The following is a 17,031-nucleotide window of genomic DNA, read 5'->3' as shown; positions in this document are numbered from 1 at the left end:
ATTGTCAGTGAACAAGTGGTGGGGTAGAAACAAGTAAATAACCCTAAATAATAAAAAAATAGAGTAAGCGGGAGAGCAATGCAAAAAAGAACATTACGCCGTTTGGCAATATTTGGCTGCTTCTTAGCCCTGTGCGTGATTCTATTAGGCGCATGGACACGCTTGAGTGATGCGGGGCTGGGGTGTCCAGATTGGCCTGGTTGTTATGGTCACTACACAGTGCCGAGCGACGCGGAGTTTATCAATGCCGCAGAATTAAAGTATAACCAGAAGTTTGAAGCGGAAAAAGCTTGGCCGGAGATGATCCATCGCTATTTTGCCTCAGGCATTGGGTTAGTCATTGTGATTTTATTTATTGGAACACTGATGGGGCGACGCAAAGATCCCAGTATTCCAGTTTTATTACCTTCTATTCTCCTACCCTTAGTTATTTTCCAGGGCCTGCTAGGCATGTGGACCGTTACTTTAAAGGTTCACCCTTTTATCGTCATGGCGCATTTACTTGGTGGTTTTTCAATTCTCAGCTTACTTTTCCTTTATGTGCTTCAGTTACGGCCAAAAATAGTGTCATTATCACAAGTCGTGGCTAAGAAGTTTAAAAAGTTTGCAATGGTTGGCCTAGTGTTGGTGATTGCACAGATCGCGCTTGGTGGCTGGACTGCTTCGAATTATGCGGCCACGGCTTGCACTGAGTTGCCCTTCTGTAACAGTGGATGGACGGATAATGCTGATTTTTCGGGTGGCTTTGATTTGTGGCAAAAAGGCTTCGACTTTGATGAATTTAAGCTTCATGAACTCGAAAAAATGGAGGCCGATTTAGCACATGCACGAGGCGAGTCCTTTATAAACTATGAAGGTGGTGTGCTTGATCATAGCGCCAAGGTAGCGATCCATGTGACTCACAGAATTGGCGCTTATGTTGTATTTTTGCTGGTTGGTCTACTTGCTATATTGCTTATTCGTGAGTGGGATAGTGTCTTGTTACGCCATATCGGACGTGCCGTTTTATTGGTATTGATGGCTCAAATGTTACTAGGTATAAGCAATATTGTATTTGGCTTACCGCTTTACGTGGCGGTGGCACATAATGGCGGTGGTGCCATTTTATTGTTGGCGCTTATCACCGTGAATTTTGTCGTCAACTGGCAATTTAGGGGGAAGAATGTCAGCTGAATTAAATTATCCAAATCCGCGTCCGATCACGTGGCGCGATTACTATGAGCTGACAAAACCGAAAGTGGTCTACCTGTTGGTGTTTACCGCTGTGGTTGGTATGTTTTTAGCGAATGATGTGACCCAGAGTTGGTTGCCACCTATTAATGCCTTGATCTTCGGCACCATTGGAATTGCTTTTGCTTCGGGTGCTGCGGCAGTGGTCAATCACGTGGTTGATGCGAAGATCGATACGCTAATGGCTCGAACTCAGCAACGCCCGGTGGCGCAAGGGCGCGTTAGTTCAGGAAAAGCGATTATCTTTTCTGCGACTTTGGCGGTTATTGCCATGGTGTTGTTGTGGTTTTTAGTTAACCCACTAACAGCGGTGCTGACGCTAGGTGGCTTGGTTGGTTACGCCTTTGTTTATACCATGTTTTTAAAACGTGCAACGCCACAAAATATTGTAATCGGCGGGCTGTCTGGAGCGATCCCACCATTGTTAGGTTGGACGTCCGTTACAGGCAGTGCGGATCCGCATGCATGGCTCCTGGTTTTAATCATCTTTACTTGGACTCCGCCGCACTTCTGGGCCTTGTCGATTCACCGCATCGAGGATTACGCTAAAGCAGAGATTCCGATGTTGCCCGTGACCCACGGCGAAGACTTCACCAAAACCTCGATTGTCTTGTACACCATACTACTGATTCTATCGACCTTACTGCCTTATTTGACGCAGATGTCAGGGATTATTTATTTGATTGGTGCGGTTGGGCTTGGTTTATGGTTCCTGTATTACACCATTATATTGAAGTACCGGGAGAAAGAAGGCGTGGCGATGAAAACCTTTGGCGTTTCTATCGGCTATCTGACGCTGCTGTTCGCGGTATTATTAATTGATCATTACGTCGATCCATTTATTTAATCGATTATATAGGCGAGTTTGATTATGAAAAAACAGCTAGGTTCTGCGCGTTTAATTATCATCCTAGTGGCGTTACTGTCGTTAGTGGCTGGTGTCTTGAGTTATCAAGTGCTGTTCGCTGAAAAGCGTATGGAGATTATTCGCACCTTTGATCAGGCGCGCTCAGTGGATGCATTTGAAGGGAAAACTCATAACGGTGAACGCTTCACTGAAACCGACTTTTTAGGCAAGTGGAGTATTGTCTTTTTTGGTTTTACCACCTGCCCAGACGTTTGTCCGACGGCATTAAGCAACATCAACGGCATGATGAAGAACATCGAGCCAGAGTACTTAAAAGATACTCAGGTAGTTATGGTCTCGGTGGATCCAGAGCGTGATACTCTAGATAAATTATCAAAATATGTACCAGCGTTTAACCCGGACTTTATTGGCATTAATGCAGGGCTTGAAGAAACTCAAAAGCTAACCAAGTCGATAGGCGTCAGTTTTTTTAAGGTTCCTGGCCACGACGATCCTGACAACTATCTGGTCGAGCATACGGCGCGTTGGTTCGTCATCGATCCACTAGGCCGTCGCTATGCGTATATTTCTCCAGACCAAACGCCTAAGCATAAAGATTTAGTCAAAACAGTTTCTGAAGATTACAACATCATGCGCGATCAAGCGGGCGACATCCACGCCGCTGGTCGCTAGACTTAAAGTACATCTAAAAAATCGTTAAGGCCTCAATGTGAGTATTTGGTCGCTGCGAGACATTAAGCATGATTTAAGCGACAAGCAGCAACATAGAAATACCTGGCGTATCGCGGCGCCTATGCTGTTGTCGAATATGACTGTGCCACTGGTGGGGCTTGTTGATTCTGCGGTTATGGGGCATTTGCCAGAGCCCTATCACTTAGCAGCCGTTGGCCTTGGCGCGGCCTTGTTTACCTTTATTGTCTGGACCATGGGCTTTTTGCGGATGATAACCACCGGTCTTGTGGCGCAGGCCTATGGTGCCGGTAACCATTACGACATTCGCCAATGGCTCTACCTTTCTTCAATTCTCGCCTTATCCGTAGCGCTCATCACTTTAGTATTTAACCCCTGGATAATTGATGCCATTTTATGGTGGGTCGATGGCTCGAGAGAGGTTGAACAAGGCGTATTAACTTATTGGAATACCCGTATTTGGGGTTTGCCATTTACCCTGCTTAATGCAGTGATGATTGGTTGGTTTATCGGTATGCAAAATGCGCGTATTCCTTTTGTTATGTTACTCATCATTAACTTATGCAACGTGGTTTTAGATTTGGTTTTTGTCTTAGGACTAGGCATGACAGTGGAAGGCGTCGCCATTGCTAGCGTCATATCTGAAATCCTTGGCTTTATTTATGCTGCGATTTGTCTAAAAAAGCTACTCAGCGAGCACCCCATAACTGAAAAGCTACAATTAGCATGGTTAAAACTTCGCAGGTTGCTCGGCTTAAATGGCGACTTGTTGCTAAGAACGCTATCGCTAGAGTTAGTATTTTTTACCGTACACGCGCGCGGAGCCGAGCTTGGTAACGAAGTGATGGCGGTTAACGCTGTGTTACTTAACTTCTTATTGGTCATTTCAAACGGTCTGGATGGTTTTGCAAACGCGGTAGAAGCACAGGTGGGACGAGCACTGGGACGCAATAAGTGGCAAGATTTCCGTGCCAGCGTTAATGTCGGTGGTTTTTGGTCGATTGTTACTAGCGTCTTATTCTGTGTGGTGTTTTTGTTGTTTACGGAAACATTCATTGGGTGGATCACCGACATTGAAGCAGTCAGACAACAGGCAGAGCCGTATCATATTTATATTATTCTCATTCCACTGGTTGCTATTTGGGGCTTTTGGCTAGACGGTATTTTCATTGGAGCTTCAGCCATAAAAACCATGCGTAACTCCATGATACTGGCTGTATTTATAGGCTTTGTCCCTTTGTACTTCTTAACTAAAGATTTTGGCAATCATGGACTCTGGTGGGCTTTTATCGCCTTCCTTGGTATGCGAGCGATAACCTCATTCTGGTTCCTGCGTCGCGGAATTCTAACTGGTGATTATATACCGTTAGAAAAGATTAGCCTGTATGTTAGGAGTCGATGATGAATATCTTGGTGGTGAGGCTCTCAGCGATTGGGGATTGCACCCTCGTATTGCCAGTTATTCGAGCAATTCTGGAGCAAAAGCCTGAGGTGACGCTTACCTGGTTAATCGGTAATGATGCCTATCAACTGCTCAAAGACTCGACACATCCTCGCTTGCGATTTATAGCCGTTGATAAACCAAAATCCATAAAGGATTATCGAGCTATCAAAAGCAAACTAAGTGAAACTTTCGATGTATTACTGGCAATGCAGGCCAGCACCCGTGCCAACTTGATCTATCCTATGGTCAAAGCGAGGCGAAAAATAGGCTTCGATAACACGCGTGCTAGAGAGCTGCATTGGCTGTTTACCAATGAAACTATCGACTTTAAGAATGAACATTTGCATGATAGCTTTTGCCAATTTGCACAAAAGCTCGGCGTTAAGACAACCGACTTAGATTGGAGCATTGTGTTATCCGAGAGTCACCAAGCGTTTAAGCTGCCTCAGCGGTATATAGCAATTAACCCCGCCGCCAGTAAGCTGGAAAGAAGCTGGCCTGCGCAAAGATATGCTGAGCTGATAGAGTACAGTGTTAAACAGTTAAACTTATCAATAGTCTTAACTGGGGGGCCCGCTAACTTCGAGCAAGAGCTCGCAAGAGAGATTGCTCGTCGATGCTCTACCGAAGTTATAAACTTAGTGGGGAAAACCAGTTTGCAGCAGTTAGCGGCTATTTTAGGTAACGCTCTGCTGTGCATTGCGCCAGATACAGGCCCTGCCCATATCGCCAATGCCATGGGGACACCTGTTATTGGACTGTATGCTGTGGCGCCAAGTCGCTTGTCTGGCCCCTATTTATCACGAGAGCTAACCATTGATAAGTTCGAATTCGCGGTTCAAGCCCTGATGAAAAAAGATCCTAAACAGGTGCCGTGGCGAACCCGGGTTCATGACCGACGGGCGATGGAGTTAATTACTGTGAGCGAGGTTATCGCTAAGATTAAGCAGGTGTTCGCTAACCTGCAATCCTTCTAGTCATTAGGGCTGTCAACTTGATTCAGTCGGTTTAATTGGTATTGCTCTCGGAACATTTGCTGGCTGGTTTCATCCTGTTGAATAAAGCCAATGGCGTTAATAAAGGCCACAATATCCTTTTCTCTTAAGGTCTCTTTAACTTCACGGTTGTAAAACTCGCAGTTACGAGGATTCAGTAAAATAGGACTACCGTTTGGGAGAAGCTGAATGTTGGCTTCTCGAATATCTCCAAGGCGAACCCCTTCATTATGCAGTTGTGCTAACCAGTTACCTAAAACGATGGCGGTCGGATGACGACGACTTTGTGGAATATGATGCAAAGCAACACCAGGCGCTTCTTGGTAGCGAATCATGTAAGCATTGCGCTCGGAGCAAAAAGTGAACTCTTTCGGTGATATGGTGTAAAAACCACGGAAAGTGAGCATGGCGCACTTGTCGAGCATGGTGCGGAGCTCTTTGCGCGTTAGGTCAATACCGAGACTGGTTCCACGATAAAACACATTCAGTAACTGACCATCCACGGTACGTACCAGTTTCGGCATACCGTCGTTTCTCGACAAAATTTTACCGGAGTACAAGGCTCCATCATGCTGCTTGCTATCGATAAACTTGAGTTTTGGCGGCTTCTGATAATAAATGCTGCGCTGACCTTCGGGTAAAGTTTTAAAACGTCGGTGAACCCAATAATACTGTTCTGGCGCTTGCATGATACAAGCCTCGAGAATCTTGTTAGTCATGGTGCAGTCGATATAGTCGTCACCGGTAAATTCAATTTCGGGAAGCACCTCGACCTTCATCACGCCTTTGTCATCTTTGTGATAACTAACAGGTAATACCTTGGCTTTGCCCAATTTAGCGATGCGCTGTGGCGAAGTAAGCGTGCTGGCGGGATTGCCAAAGAAGGGTGCAAACTCGGTGCTATGACGCCCCATATCTTGATCCGGCATAAGCCATAAGCCTTCACCACTTTTGAGCCACTTACCAATGGAGCGGATGTCATTGCGCCCCATGGTTTTGCTGCGGTTATTACGACCAGCTTGGATATGACCATCGAGCACAAGATTTTTATTGGGTCGATAAAAAGCAGCAAAATCTAAATAACGTGCCATGATGGCGCCAGCCAGCTCAAGGCTTGTAGTGTGGTAGCCTAAAAATAGGATTCCTTGACCACTTTCTTTAGCTTTTTGATAATGCTCTAAGCCTTTAATCTCATGATACTTTTCGAGCTTCTTAAAGGGTTTATACCAGGCCAGGGCTAACTCAGCGAAACCTTCGCCCAATGCTAAAAAGTGTTTTTTAGTCATCTCTTGGCGCTGGTTAAAGTCTTTTTTGCCAAAACAATAGCGCAGGTTAGCTTCGACAATCAGGCGTCGGCTCTTGATGCGATAGAGTAAACGTCCCAATAAACGACCGGTGGCTAGAACCACTGGATAGGGAAGTTTGGCAAATAACTTGAGGAGGCCGAATGCGAAGCCTAAGCCGATGCGCGAGCTGAGTGAACCTTTGGTGTTTGACAAAATAGGTAAAAAGTTAGTGTTTTCGCTATTTTACCGCGTAAGATGGCAATTACAACGACTGTAAATTTTGTCATAATGCGAGTCACTTTAAATCACCAGAAAACATCATGAAGAAGAACTTTTTGCTGCACGGCGCTATGTTCATGGCGTTAGCGGTGGCATTGGGGGCGATTGGTTCCCACGCGCTATCAAGTAAGCTAACCGAAAAGTCGATGTATCTGTTTAACCTTGGGGTTAATTATCAGGTATATCATGCGATTGGCTTATTGGCGATAGGCATCATCTTTGCGCAATTTCCTAACAAGAAAACCTTATGCTCGGGCTGGATGATGTTCGCAGGCATTGTGGGCTTTAGTGGTGGTTTGTATTTTTACGCGATAAAGCAAGAAGAATGGGTAAGAAGTATCATTCCGGTAGGTGGTGTCTTGCTTATTTCGAGCTGGATCGCTTTAATATGGGCAATTTTTGGGAAACAAGAAACAGCAAACCATGAGTAACCTGGATTTAGTACTCGAAGAAAAAAACATATCGGTGGCGGACTGGGCCGATGAGTTCTGGGATTGGACCTGCATCGTTTATTCTGATGGCGAAGTACAGACACTGTGTCTAGCGATGCAAAACCGTTTTAACTGTAACGTTAACTTCCTATTGTTAGCAATTTGGCTAGGACAGCGGAATTATCTAATTACAAAGACCGGCTGGCGACTCATCAGCAAACGGACACAAGCAATTCGCGAAGGTGTCGATAAATTGCGCCAACGTCGACGTAAAATCAAGCTTACCGATCGTCAAAAATATGAAGAATTACTTCAGTTAGAGTTGAAAGGGGAAAACCTTGTTCAATCCAGAGCAGTCGAAACTTTACTAGGATTTAACAATTCAATTCTTGAAAAAAATACCGTTGAGCCTAATCTAATTGCTTATGTACGCGCCACAAACGGTAGCGAGGAAGCGGAGCAAGATGCCATAATGCTTGGTGCTCTGGTTCAAAAGTTGAGCGATTAGATTCGCATTTTTAAGAATTCTATGCAGAATATGATGTTTTAATAATTAATTAACCATTTGGGGAATCGTCAATGACACAATTTACGATCAAGAAAACAGCAGTAGCGCTTGCTTTAGTGGGTGCCTTAGCCGCCTGTGATTCCGGTAATAAAGCCGAGAAATCTGATAAATCAGGTGATGTAAAAGTTGAAGCAACAAAGGCAGAGTTTAAAGATATGCACGAGAAAGCAGCCTACTCTATGGGCGTGCAGTTCTCTAAGCAAATGTCAGCAAACTTTGATTCGCTGAAAGAGTACGATATTAACATTAACAAAGAGCTTGTGGTTAAAGGTATGAGCGATGGTTTCGCTGGCGCCGCTCAGTTTAATGACGAGGAAGTTAAAGAAAATATTAATGCTTTCCAAAATGACTTAAACGAAAAGATTAAGCAACAGCAGGCTGAGTTAGCTGCCGAAGCTAAGAAAGCTGCTGAAGAAAACCTTAAAAAAGGCCAAGAATTCCAAGCTGAGTACGCTGAGAAAGAAGGCGTAACTAAAACAGAATCAGGCTTAATGTACCGTGTAATCGAAGATGCAGAAGGTACAGAAAGCCCAACAGCAGAAGACGCAGTGCGTGTTCACTATCGTGGTACCTTCATCGATGGTAAAGAGTTTGATAGCTCTTACAGCCGTAACAAGCCTATCGACTTCAACTTAAATGGCGTAATTCCAGGTTGGACGGAAGGTCTTCAGTACATGACTGTTGGCGATAAATATCAGTTTGTTATTCCAGCTGATTTAGCTTATGGCGAGAATGATCGTGCGCAGATCCCAGGTAACTCAACATTGATCTTTGACGTAGAGTTACTAGCCATAAACCCAACCGAGCCATACAAAGCACCAGAAACGGAAGCCTCTGTAGAAGAGAAGGTTGAAGCTGCGGAGGAAGCGGTTGAAGAAAAGGCGAGCGAAGCAGCCGCAGAGGCGAAAGCTGAGCTTAATGAGCTAAAAGAAAAAGCTGAAGAAGAGATTGAAGAAGCTACTGCTGATGATCAGTAGTCAGTAACCTCGAAACAGTTAGCGATAACTAGGCTACTATAGCTAAGTTAATATAAAATAATGGCTAATAAAGAAATTACCAGTTTCTCAGAGTTTTGGCCTTATTATCTGGGCGAGCACCGCTTGCCCAGAAATCGCATCCTGCATTATGTTGGAACTTTCGTTTCGATTACCCTATTAATTTGGCTGAGCCTTGCTCAAAAGTGGTGGTTGCTACCTCTAGTGCTGTTCGCGGGTTATGGCCCAGCATGGATAGGACACTTTTTAATTGAGAAAAACAGACCTGCTACTTTTACCTATCCCTTCTGGTCCTTAGCGGCCGATTACAAAATGTTTTATTACGCCTTAACAGGTCGACTGAAACATGAGTGGCCGAAATACTTTTGAGATGATTTATCTTTCCTTAACTAAGGCTCTTCATAAGTAAAAATTTCGTTTAGCGACTTACCAAAGATTTTAGAAATTTTAAAAGCAACCTCTAGCGACGGCGAGTATTTTCGTTGTTCGATTGCTGCCACTGTTTGTCGTGTCACGCCTAATTGCTCAGCTAAGTCTTGCTGGGTCATTTCGCCGGTTAAAAAGCGTAATGTCTTGATGTTGTTACTAATAGGGATTTGCTTCGCCATGGCTACACTCCACGACGGAATAAAATTAGTTGGGAGCTATAATTAACGATTTCAGCCACAACAAAAATAATAAAGACAAAATATATGTTTAGGAAAGGGATCTGAAAAAGCATACTGATGGAGAGATAACCGATCAGACAAAAGCCGAATAGGTGGCTAGAGTAGTAGTTCGACTTTAGCACGATCAAGCGCTCGCGTTCATCACCTTCTGCGTTAGCTTCTCTTTTGTTCCTAGCGGCGACAATGGAATGACCAATAATTTCTATCAAAATAAAAATCACCAGAGCGACCCAAAAGGGTTTGACCACCAAGATAGACTCTTCATAACCACTAAAGAATGGCCATATTTGCGCAAGGGTGAAAGCCAACAAAAGGCCTAGAGCCGTTATATGCACCAGAGCACTTTTTTCTCTAAACGTTAAGTCCTTGAACATCATAATAACCCTTTAAGTAAGTTAAATATAACATAATGTTAGTCATATTTAACATTAAGTCAATAAATATTTACCTTTGTGTGGGCTCGTTAAGTATGCAAGACATAAAAAAGCCGCTAAGAATCAACTCCTAGCGGCTGTATTTTATGAGCCAAGTTTTTGATATTAAATTAGTCTTTCTTAAGGTTTGTCGCTTCTAATACCATCACTTTTTCATCAGACTCGAGCAAAGGGCGCATTGCATCAAGTAAATCTTGACGTTCTTCGGACTCAGCCCATACCTCCCACGTTTCAAAAGAATCCCAGCAAGACATGACGATAACTTGACGAGGCTGATCTTTGATGTGAAAAATTTCACCGGATAAAAAGCCAGGTAAATTACTCGCTTTATTCTTAGCTTGGCGAATGAGTGCATGATAGTCATCGAGCTTACCATCGAGAATGTTACGCTCAATAATAATACGAACCATTGGGACACCTAATAAAGTAGAAAGTTAATAAGGTTTTGGTTTCTGGAAAGACCTAAAAAGTCTAAATCCAATGACCAAAGCTGCAATTATAAAAATAACTAGCATCCATTCAGGCATAGAAAGCCCTAAGAAGTTCCAACTTACTTTTGCACACTCACCGTCTCCAGACAGAACTGTTTGGATGACTTGTGTAAATGGCAGGACATCCATTAGTGTTTCTAACGGCGCACCACAGGCCGGAACTTCGTCGGCAGGCAGGTGTTGCAGATATACATGGCGACCGGCAATGATAGTGCCGCCGATTGTTGGTAGTAGTGCTAGAATTTGGTAGACCCTATTGGCCCAAGAGTGAATGTTAGGATTGTGGATTGCGTTGATGAGCAAAATAGCGCCCAAAGCAACCACCATCACTCTTTGGAAAATACATAAAGGACATGGTTCTAAGCCATCAACGTACTGGAAGTACAAGGCCGTAATGATTAGCTGGTAGCAGATAAATGCGCCAAAAAAATTCCAGCCACGATTGTTTAAATTCATTAGTTTAGACTCTTTCACAGGCTCTGTTTGAGCAAGCAATTTAGCGCACACTACATGGACTCGGTAAAAAGTGCAAGTGTTAGTGCCCTGACAGGGGTAGATAAAGGCTAGAGCAGGACGTCAACAAGGTCAATCCTGCTCTAACAAGCGTTCGACTAGTTTTTCTTGAGCGCGGCAGAAAGTGCGTCTGCAAAAGCGCCTTGAGGCTGCTTCTGAGTTTTTTTCTTGGCCGTTTTGTGCTGTCCTGACTTTTTGTGTTGAGTTGGAGCGCTTGATTTGGCTTGGCCTTCGGTGTTGGGGCCTATCATGGATAAGCTGATGCGCTTTCTTTGTAAGTCGACTTCATTAACCCATACGCGGACAATATCACCCGCTTTAACCACTTCGCTTGGATCTTTGATGAACTTATTGGCCATAACCGACAAGTGAACGAGACCGTCTTGATGAACACCAACATCAACGAAAGCACCAAAAGCGGTAACGTTGGTTACCACACCCTCAAGTTCCATATTGACCTTTAGGTCCTTAAGCGTCTCTACGCCGTCTTTATATTGCACCATACGGAACTCTGGGCGAGGGTCGCGCCCTGGCTTATCGAGCTCTTTGATAATATCGTTAATAGTATGTTCACCAAACTGCTCATCGGTGTAGTTTTCTGGCTTGATCTGTTTTAAGTGCTTGTCGTTACCGATTAGCTGGTGAACGTCTTGTAATTGCAGATCTTTGATAATCTTTTCAACGATTGGGTAAGTTTCAGGGTGCACGCCAGAGCTATCTAAAGCGTTGTCGCCATCTGTGATGCGCAAGAAACCTGCCGCTTGCTCAAAAGTCTTAGGACCCATGCGATCAACTTCTAATAATTGCTGACGCGAGCTGAAGCGACCGTTTTCATTACGCCAGTTATAGATGTTCTGCGCTAAGGTTTTGCTTAAGCCAGAAACTCGCGTTAACAAAGGAACCGACGCCATATTCAAATCAACGCCAACGGCGTTTACACAGTCCTCAACCACGCCATCTAGGCTTTTCGCTAATTGGCTTTGGCTGACGTCGTGTTGGTATTGGCCTACGCCAATGGATTTTGGTTCGATTTTAACTAGCTCTGCTAACGGATCTTGTAAACGGCGAGCGATGGAAACGGCGCCTCGATAGCTAACGTCCAGATCAGGGAATTCTTTAGCCGCTAACTCAGAAGCGGAATAAACCGATGCGCCAGCTTCGCTGACCATAATTTTCTGTAATTTAAGCTGTGGCGCTTTTTTCATCAGCTCAGCCACTAACTTGTCAGTCTCACGCGAAGCAGTACCGTTGCCAATACTAATCAGTTCGACTTTGTGCATTTCACACATGGTTTCAAGCTTACGCAACGACTGATCCCATTGCTTTTGTGGCGCATGTGGGAAAATGGTGCTGTGAGCTAGTAGCTTACCCGTATCATCAACAATCACAGCCTTAACGCCCGTACGTAAACCAGGATCGAGGCCCATGGTGGTTTTTGCACCAGCAGGCGCCGCCATTAATAGGTCGTTGAGGTTTTTAGCAAAAATACGAATGGCTTCGGCTTCACCTTGCTCACGAACCTTAGTTAATAACTCGGTTTCCATGTAAAGATGAAGCTTAATTTTCCAAGTCCACAGAGCCACTTGCTGTAACCACTTGTCAGCAGGGCGACCCTGGTCTTGGATATTGAAATGTTGCGCAATGGTACCTACGCAAGGATCAGCGCCGTCTTCGTCTTCAATCAGCTTCTTGTTCGACACCATCTGTAGCGACAAGATGCCTTCGTTACGGCCACGCAGTAGCGCTAAAATTCGGTGCGAAGGAATGGCGTTAAAAGCTTCGTTATGGTCGAAATAGTCTGAGTATTTAAGGCCTTCTTGCTCTTTACCTTCAACCACTTTGGCTTGAATATAAGCGTTTTCCCATAAATATTCGCGCAATTGCTTGAGTAAATCGGCATTTTCCGCAAACTCTTCCATCAAAATCTGACGCGCGCCATCTAGGGCATCTTTAGTGGTGGCGATGTTTTTATCTTTTTCGTCAGATTCGTTCAGGTATTTTTCTGCTTCTTGCTCAGGATCAAGCGTAGGATCTTGCCATAAGGCGTGTGCCAAAGGCTCTAAACCTGCTTCACGAGCGATTTGAGCCTTGGTGCGGCGCTTAGGCTTGTATGGAAGGTATAAATCTTCCAGTTCGCTTTTAGTGTCGGCGCTTTTGATCGACTTTTCCAGCTCTGGCGTGAGCTTTTCCTGCTCCTCAATACTTTTTAAGATGGCGCTACGGCGATCTTCTAATTCGCGCAAATAGCCCAGTCGCTGCTCTAAATCACGAAGTTGGGTATCGTCTAACGCACCAGTAACTTCTTTACGGTAACGCGCAATAAACGGTACGGTTGAGCCTTCATCGAGAAGCTTGACGGCCGCTTCAACTTGTTGAGGGCGGACATTAAGCTCTTGAGCAATTTGCTGGTTAATTTGTAACATCTTATTTTCGTGTATTGGGAAAAATATGGCGTCATAGTATAGTGCTTGTGGAAATATGAAAAAAGTCTAAATTCGACATTCCGCGGTTATTATCAGCAAATTGTCATATTTAGTGCTTATTGATAAAAAAACGTGACTTATTCGATATGTGATTGGTAAGGATGGGGAAAACCATGACTGAGGAAACACCGAAAATATTAGTGGTTGATGATGATGTGCGTTTACGCAGTTTGCTTGAGCGCTATTTGAAGGAGCAGGATTTTATCGTTCGTACGGTCGAAAGTGCTGAGCAAATGGATCGCTTTTTAGAGCGCGAAAACTATCATCTGATGGTTTTAGACCTGATGTTACCCGGCGAAGACGGTTTGTCGATTTGTCGTCGCTTACGCTCGAATAATAACCCGATCCCGATCATCATGTTGACGGCCAAAGGCGACGAAGTTGATCGAATTGTTGGCCTTGAAGTGGGCGCTGATGATTATTTGGCCAAGCCTTTTAACCCCCGTGAATTGTTAGCTCGTATTCGCGCCGTTCTAAGACGCCAAGCGAAACACATTCCAGGCGCGCCCAGTAATTCTGAGTCTATCGTTAGTTTTGGACGTTTTACGCTGAATCTTGCGACACGTGAGATGACTGATGATGGTAAGTCGATTTCTTTAACTAGTGGTGAGTTTGCGGTTCTAAAGTCTTTGGTTGAACATCAACGCCAACCCTTGTCACGAGATAAGCTAATGAATCTTGCGCGTGGACGTGATTATTCGGCGCTTGAGCGGAGTATTGATGTTCAGGTGTCGCGCCTGCGTCGCTTGATTGAAGAAGACCCAGCACACCCGCGTTATATCCAAACTGTATGGGGCGTGGGTTATGTTTTTGTTCCCGATGGGGGCGAAGCCTAGGCTTTGTTAGTGGCCACCTAACCTCATGCGAATTTTACCGAACAGTGCCTTTGGACGAATTGCCTTATTGGTCGGTGTGTTACTGCTGATTAATCAATGGGTCTCTTATTTGTCGATTTCGTGGTACGTAGCTCAACCTTCAATGAAACAACTGGTGCAGTTGTTAGCGTCGGATGTTAAAACTGCTATGAGCATGCAGGACCTTGAAATTGAAGGAAAAATGAGCAATGAGGTGCGCCTAGAAATCATGGATGAGCAACGCATCCAAATGGTCTCGACTAGGATGGGCGATCCTAAGCAGTTACGCGAAGCGCGGTTATATACGGTGCTAACTGCGCAATTGGCGGATAGCTTGGGGGTGCCAGAAGAGAGCACTGAAATGCGCGTGGAAGAGTCCGACAAAATTTATTACTGGATTAAGTCGCCGAAACATAACAACGTCTGGTTCCGTATTGCGATGGAGCCCTTCGAAGGCTTCTATATTCACCCGCCAATTGTATATTTTACGGCAATCCTGCTGCTTAGTTTATTAGGTGGTTGGATCTTCACTAAACAAATCAGTCGTCCTTTGCGGCGTCTAGAGTTTGCGGCCAGAGAAATCGGGCGCGGTGATAACCCCGGCCAACTAAAAGAAGAAGGCTTAGAGGAAATGGTTACTGTGACTCGGGCTTTTAACCAGATGGCGCGTAACGTACAGCAACTTGAAGAAGATAGGACTTTGTTACTGGCCGGTGTTTCTCATGACCTGCGTACACCATTGACGCGAATTCGTCTTGCTACTGAGTTTATGGGCGAAGATGAAGCGGAAGTCAAAGAAGGCATTGTGCGAGATACCGAGGATATGGATCAGATCATTGATCAATTTATCTCTTTTGTCCGTGATGGACGCGATGAACGCGATCAAGTAGGTGACTTAAACACCTTAGTCGAAGACTGCATCAAGTCAGCCAGAATCCAGACCCAAGATATCAGCTATGAGTTTGGCGAATTACCACCATTACCTTTTAAGCCAATGGCGATGAAGCGCTTGGTGACAAACCTTATCATGAATGGTCTAAAATACGCTGGAGCGCCTTTAGAGGTGAAAACTTCAGTGGTAGGAAATAGCGTAAGGGTTTCAGTGTTTGATCAAGGCCCTGGCATCGACGAAAAAGAAATGGAGCGTTTATTCCAACCGTTTTCGCGTGGCAATAGCGCGCGTAGCGGTGGTGGCTCTGGCTTAGGACTAGCTATTGTTCAGAGAATTGCTGAGTTACACCGCGGAAAAGTATCGCTTCATAATCGTAAAGAAGGCGGACTTGAAGCCCGCCTAGAGTTCCCAATTCTTACGAAAATTTAAAGCAATAGCTTTAGTTTATACTGTCGCTTGCGACGTTATTGCTTAATAAGGCCATAATATCTTGCTCGGTAAAGACTTCTTTCTTATTACAGAAGTCACAAGCGAGTTCTAGCTGACCATCACTTTCTTGCACCATCTCTATTAGCTCTTTGGGAGCGATGGTGCCGAGCGCTTTTTCATTACGCTCGCGAGAGCAAACGCATTGGAACTGCAGAGATTTTTCGGGATATAAAACCACTTCATCTTGGTGGAACAGTCGATAAAGCAAATCTTGATGGCTTAATTCTAAAGCTTCTTCAGCGCTAAGCGTTTCGGCTAAAGCTTTAACATGAGCAAAGGCTTTGCTTTTTTCTTCCGCTGAAACGTCTTGTTGTGAGTTGCCCGGTAACACTTGTAAAAATAAGCCAAATACTTTGCTGTCGCTGGCAAACAACTGGATATAGGTAGGCAATTGCTCAGAACGTACGAAATAGTCTTGAAGGCATTGTGACAGCTCCGGGCTTTCAAGCGGCACCACGCCTTGATAACGTTTACCTTTCTCCGGTTCAATGGTAATTGCCATCTGGCCTTTCTGAGTCCACTGCTGAAAGTTCAGTTGTTCAGTCGCCTGTTCCGCATCAATTTTAGCTAGTCCGCGTAGGTGACCTTTATGAGTGCATTCAGTTAACAAAAGCTTAACCGCTGACTGGCTCTGGAGCTGTAACGCAACCTTTCCGTCAATTTTGATCATCTCGGCTAACAAGGCGTTGGCTGCTAAAGCTTGACCCAGTAATTGGCGTTGAGCAGCAGGATACTGGTGTTGCTCGACAATAGTTTGGTAACTGGTTTCAAGAGTTACAATCTCGCCTCGTATTGGTAACTGAGAAAATGTGAATCTTTGAATCGAGTCTGACATATAAAAATCCGCTGTGTTTCTAATGAATTCAATGTGGTGGCTTTTAGCTATTATCGCGCTTAAATCTATGGATCTGGCGACGCTGGCGTTTGTCGGGTTTGCCTTCAGTCTTAGGCATGGACTGCCTTTGCACAGCTAAAGCCTCACGATTTTTGATACTTTCGGCCGTTTCTTGATAGAGTTCTTGAGCTACTTTCGCAGGTCCTCTTTTATCCGATAAGCTTTGGACTATGACTGTCTTTTCATGAGATCCTTGGCGAATCTTTAAGCTCATACCGAGGGTAACCGCACGGCTGGCTTTACCTTTAACACCATCGCAGTGGACTTTACCACCATCGATAGCATCTTTGGCGATTGACCGAGTCTTAAAGAATCGGGCCGCCCATAACCACTTGTCTAACCTCACAGAATTGTCAATTGTCATCTTGAACCTTACTTATCTTTACAGTATCTTGTCTTGCTTTTCCGCGTTTTGAGTGGGAATATGCCATTATAAGCTATCTCAGAGAAAGATGGCTAAAGAATATTTGAGGACTTTACTCAGGATTGTGCGGACACCCGTACAAATAATATAAATGAATTCAAT

19 protein-coding genes are annotated in these 17,031 nt (G+C 44.6%); 11 read left to right on the top strand and 8 right to left on the bottom strand.

Annotated elements, in window-relative coordinates:
* Nucleotides 1–78: 78 nt before the first annotated feature.
* Genes ABD128_RS06050 through ABD128_RS06030 form a run of 5 tightly spaced genes read left to right on the top strand, consistent with a single transcriptional unit; the run spans nt 79 to nt 5,209 of the window.
* On the top strand, nt 79–1,173 hold the full coding sequence (locus tag ABD128_RS06050; RefSeq protein ID WP_343988011.1) for a COX15/CtaA family protein: 1,095 nt from the start codon (nt 79–81) through the stop codon (nt 1,171–1,173).
* On the top strand, nt 1,163–2,077 hold the full coding sequence (gene cyoE / locus ABD128_RS06045) for a heme o synthase (RefSeq protein ID WP_343988009.1): 915 nt from the start codon (nt 1,163–1,165) through the stop codon (nt 2,075–2,077). Before ABD128_RS06050 ends, cyoE begins: the two co-directional genes overlap by 11 nt.
* 24 nt (nt 2,078–2,101) lie before the next feature.
* Nucleotides 2,102–2,770 carry an SCO family protein gene (locus ABD128_RS06040; protein WP_343988006.1) on the top strand — a complete coding sequence of 223 codons (669 nt, stop codon included), beginning with the start codon at nt 2,102–2,104 and terminating at the stop codon, nt 2,768–2,770.
* A gap of 37 nt (nt 2,771–2,807) precedes the next feature.
* The gene (locus ABD128_RS06035; protein ID WP_343988003.1) at nt 2,808–4,190 is read left to right on the top strand and encodes an MATE family efflux transporter; all 1,383 of its coding nucleotides are present in this window, start codon (nt 2,808–2,810) and stop codon (nt 4,188–4,190) included.
* Entirely contained in the window at nt 4,187–5,209 is a 1,023-nt protein-coding gene (locus tag ABD128_RS06030; protein ID WP_343988000.1) for a glycosyltransferase family 9 protein, read from the top strand. Before ABD128_RS06035 ends, ABD128_RS06030 begins: the two co-directional genes overlap by 4 nt.
* On the opposite strand, the gene ABD128_RS06025 is transcribed toward ABD128_RS06030, so the two are convergent.
* Complete coding sequence (locus ABD128_RS06025) at nt 5,206–6,726, bottom strand: lysophospholipid acyltransferase family protein (RefSeq protein WP_343987997.1); 1,521 nt, start codon at nt 6,724–6,726, stop codon at nt 5,206–5,208. The two genes, ABD128_RS06030 and ABD128_RS06025, sit on opposite strands and share 4 nt — an antisense overlap.
* 107 nt (nt 6,727–6,833) lie before the next feature.
* Here ABD128_RS06025 and ABD128_RS06020 point away from each other — a divergent pair, with 107 nt between their 5' ends.
* The 4 genes from ABD128_RS06020 (at nt 6,834) to ABD128_RS06005 (ending at nt 9,155) form a co-directional block, all read left to right on the top strand.
* A complete protein-coding gene (locus tag ABD128_RS06020; RefSeq protein ID WP_343987995.1) occupies nt 6,834–7,223 on the top strand; it encodes a DUF423 domain-containing protein in 390 nt (129 codons plus the stop codon).
* Nucleotides 7,216–7,731: a TIGR02444 family protein gene (locus ABD128_RS06015; protein WP_343987992.1), complete on the top strand. Its 516-nt coding sequence runs from the start codon at nt 7,216–7,218 to the stop codon at nt 7,729–7,731. Before ABD128_RS06020 ends, ABD128_RS06015 begins: the two co-directional genes overlap by 8 nt.
* A gap of 71 nt (nt 7,732–7,802) precedes the next feature.
* Nucleotides 7,803–8,768: an FKBP-type peptidyl-prolyl cis-trans isomerase gene (fkpA, locus tag ABD128_RS06010; RefSeq protein WP_343987989.1), complete on the top strand. Its 966-nt coding sequence runs from the start codon at nt 7,803–7,805 to the stop codon at nt 8,766–8,768.
* A gap of 60 nt (nt 8,769–8,828) precedes the next feature.
* Nucleotides 8,829–9,155 carry an Mpo1-like protein gene (locus tag ABD128_RS06005; protein ID WP_343987986.1) on the top strand — a complete coding sequence of 109 codons (327 nt, stop codon included), beginning with the start codon at nt 8,829–8,831 and terminating at the stop codon, nt 9,153–9,155.
* Between the two features lie 20 nt (nt 9,156–9,175).
* On the opposite strand, the gene ABD128_RS06000 is transcribed toward ABD128_RS06005, so the two are convergent.
* The 5 genes from ABD128_RS06000 to ABD128_RS05980 form a co-directional block, all read right to left on the bottom strand.
* Nucleotides 9,176–9,394 (bottom strand): helix-turn-helix transcriptional regulator, encoded by a 219-nt coding sequence (locus ABD128_RS06000; RefSeq protein WP_343987983.1) that lies wholly within the window; start codon nt 9,392–9,394, stop codon nt 9,176–9,178.
* Between the two features lie 2 nt (nt 9,395–9,396).
* Nucleotides 9,397–9,831: a hypothetical protein gene (locus ABD128_RS05995; protein WP_343987980.1), complete on the bottom strand. Its 435-nt coding sequence runs from the start codon at nt 9,829–9,831 to the stop codon at nt 9,397–9,399.
* Between the two features lie 167 nt (nt 9,832–9,998).
* The gene (locus ABD128_RS05990; protein ID WP_343987977.1) at nt 9,999–10,298 is read right to left on the bottom strand and encodes an antibiotic biosynthesis monooxygenase family protein; all 300 of its coding nucleotides are present in this window, start codon (nt 10,296–10,298) and stop codon (nt 9,999–10,001) included.
* Between the two features lie 24 nt (nt 10,299–10,322).
* Entirely contained in the window at nt 10,323–10,835 is a 513-nt protein-coding gene (locus tag ABD128_RS05985) for a disulfide bond formation protein B (protein WP_343987973.1), read from the bottom strand.
* A gap of 155 nt (nt 10,836–10,990) precedes the next feature.
* Nucleotides 10,991–13,315 carry a Tex family protein gene (locus ABD128_RS05980; RefSeq protein WP_343987970.1) on the bottom strand — a complete coding sequence of 775 codons (2,325 nt, stop codon included), beginning with the start codon at nt 13,313–13,315 and terminating at the stop codon, nt 10,991–10,993.
* Nucleotides 13,316–13,488: 173 nt separating this feature from the next.
* Between ABD128_RS05980 and ompR the strand changes: the two genes are divergently transcribed.
* Both ompR and envZ read left to right on the top strand, forming a co-directional pair.
* Nucleotides 13,489–14,211, top strand: coding sequence for an osmolarity response regulator transcription factor OmpR (gene ompR / locus ABD128_RS05975; protein ID WP_110199668.1), 723 nt, complete (start codon nt 13,489–13,491; stop codon nt 14,209–14,211).
* 25 nt (nt 14,212–14,236) lie between these two features.
* Nucleotides 14,237–15,550, top strand: coding sequence for a two-component system sensor histidine kinase EnvZ (envZ, locus tag ABD128_RS05970; RefSeq protein WP_343987965.1), 1,314 nt, complete (start codon nt 14,237–14,239; stop codon nt 15,548–15,550).
* Between the two features lie 10 nt (nt 15,551–15,560).
* On the opposite strand, the gene hslO is transcribed toward envZ, so the two are convergent.
* The gene (hslO, locus tag ABD128_RS05965) at nt 15,561–16,445 is read right to left on the bottom strand and encodes an Hsp33 family molecular chaperone HslO (RefSeq protein WP_343987962.1); all 885 of its coding nucleotides are present in this window, start codon (nt 16,443–16,445) and stop codon (nt 15,561–15,563) included.
* Nucleotides 16,446–16,488: 43 nt separating this feature from the next.
* Nucleotides 16,489–16,869: an RNA-binding S4 domain-containing protein gene (locus tag ABD128_RS05960; RefSeq protein ID WP_343987958.1), complete on the bottom strand. Its 381-nt coding sequence runs from the start codon at nt 16,867–16,869 to the stop codon at nt 16,489–16,491.
* Nucleotides 16,870–17,031: the final 162 nt, after the last annotated feature.

The sequence above is a fragment of the Kangiella japonica genome, from assembly GCF_039523535.1.
Lineage (GTDB): Bacteria > Pseudomonadota > Gammaproteobacteria > Enterobacterales > Kangiellaceae > Kangiella > Kangiella japonica.
The sequence above is the reverse complement of the archived record's forward strand: the minus strand, read 5'-3'. Positions and strand labels throughout refer to the sequence as shown.

Coding starts and splice junctions, on each gene's coding strand:
- ABD128_RS06050 (WP_343988011.1), top strand. CDS start 79: ATGCAAAAAAGAACATTACGCCGTTTGGCAATATTTGGCTGCTTCTTA.
- cyoE (WP_343988009.1), top strand. CDS start 1,163: ATGTCAGCTGAATTAAATTATCCAAATCCGCGTCCGATCACGTGGCGC.
- ABD128_RS06040 (WP_343988006.1), top strand. CDS start 2,102: ATGAAAAAACAGCTAGGTTCTGCGCGTTTAATTATCATCCTAGTGGCG.
- ABD128_RS06030 (WP_343988000.1), top strand. CDS start 4,187: ATGATGAATATCTTGGTGGTGAGGCTCTCAGCGATTGGGGATTGCACC.
- ABD128_RS06020 (WP_343987995.1), top strand. CDS start 6,834: ATGAAGAAGAACTTTTTGCTGCACGGCGCTATGTTCATGGCGTTAGCG.
- ABD128_RS06015 (WP_343987992.1), top strand. CDS start 7,216: ATGAGTAACCTGGATTTAGTACTCGAAGAAAAAAACATATCGGTGGCG.
- fkpA (WP_343987989.1), top strand. CDS start 7,803: ATGACACAATTTACGATCAAGAAAACAGCAGTAGCGCTTGCTTTAGTG.
- ABD128_RS06005 (WP_343987986.1), top strand. CDS start 8,829: ATGGCTAATAAAGAAATTACCAGTTTCTCAGAGTTTTGGCCTTATTAT.
- ABD128_RS06000 (WP_343987983.1), bottom strand. CDS start 9,394: ATGGCGAAGCAAATCCCTATTAGTAACAACATCAAGACATTACGCTTT.
- ABD128_RS05995 (WP_343987980.1), bottom strand. CDS start 9,831: ATGATGTTCAAGGACTTAACGTTTAGAGAAAAAAGTGCTCTGGTGCAT.
- ABD128_RS05990 (WP_343987977.1), bottom strand. CDS start 10,298: ATGGTTCGTATTATTATTGAGCGTAACATTCTCGATGGTAAGCTCGAT.
- ABD128_RS05985 (WP_343987973.1), bottom strand. CDS start 10,835: ATGAATTTAAACAATCGTGGCTGGAATTTTTTTGGCGCATTTATCTGC.
- ABD128_RS05980 (WP_343987970.1), bottom strand. CDS start 13,315: ATGTTACAAATTAACCAGCAAATTGCTCAAGAGCTTAATGTCCGCCCT.
- ompR (WP_110199668.1), top strand. CDS start 13,489: ATGACTGAGGAAACACCGAAAATATTAGTGGTTGATGATGATGTGCGT.
- envZ (WP_343987965.1), top strand. CDS start 14,237: ATGCGAATTTTACCGAACAGTGCCTTTGGACGAATTGCCTTATTGGTC.
- hslO (WP_343987962.1), bottom strand. CDS start 16,445: ATGTCAGACTCGATTCAAAGATTCACATTTTCTCAGTTACCAATACGA.
- ABD128_RS05960 (WP_343987958.1), bottom strand. CDS start 16,869: ATGACAATTGACAATTCTGTGAGGTTAGACAAGTGGTTATGGGCGGCC.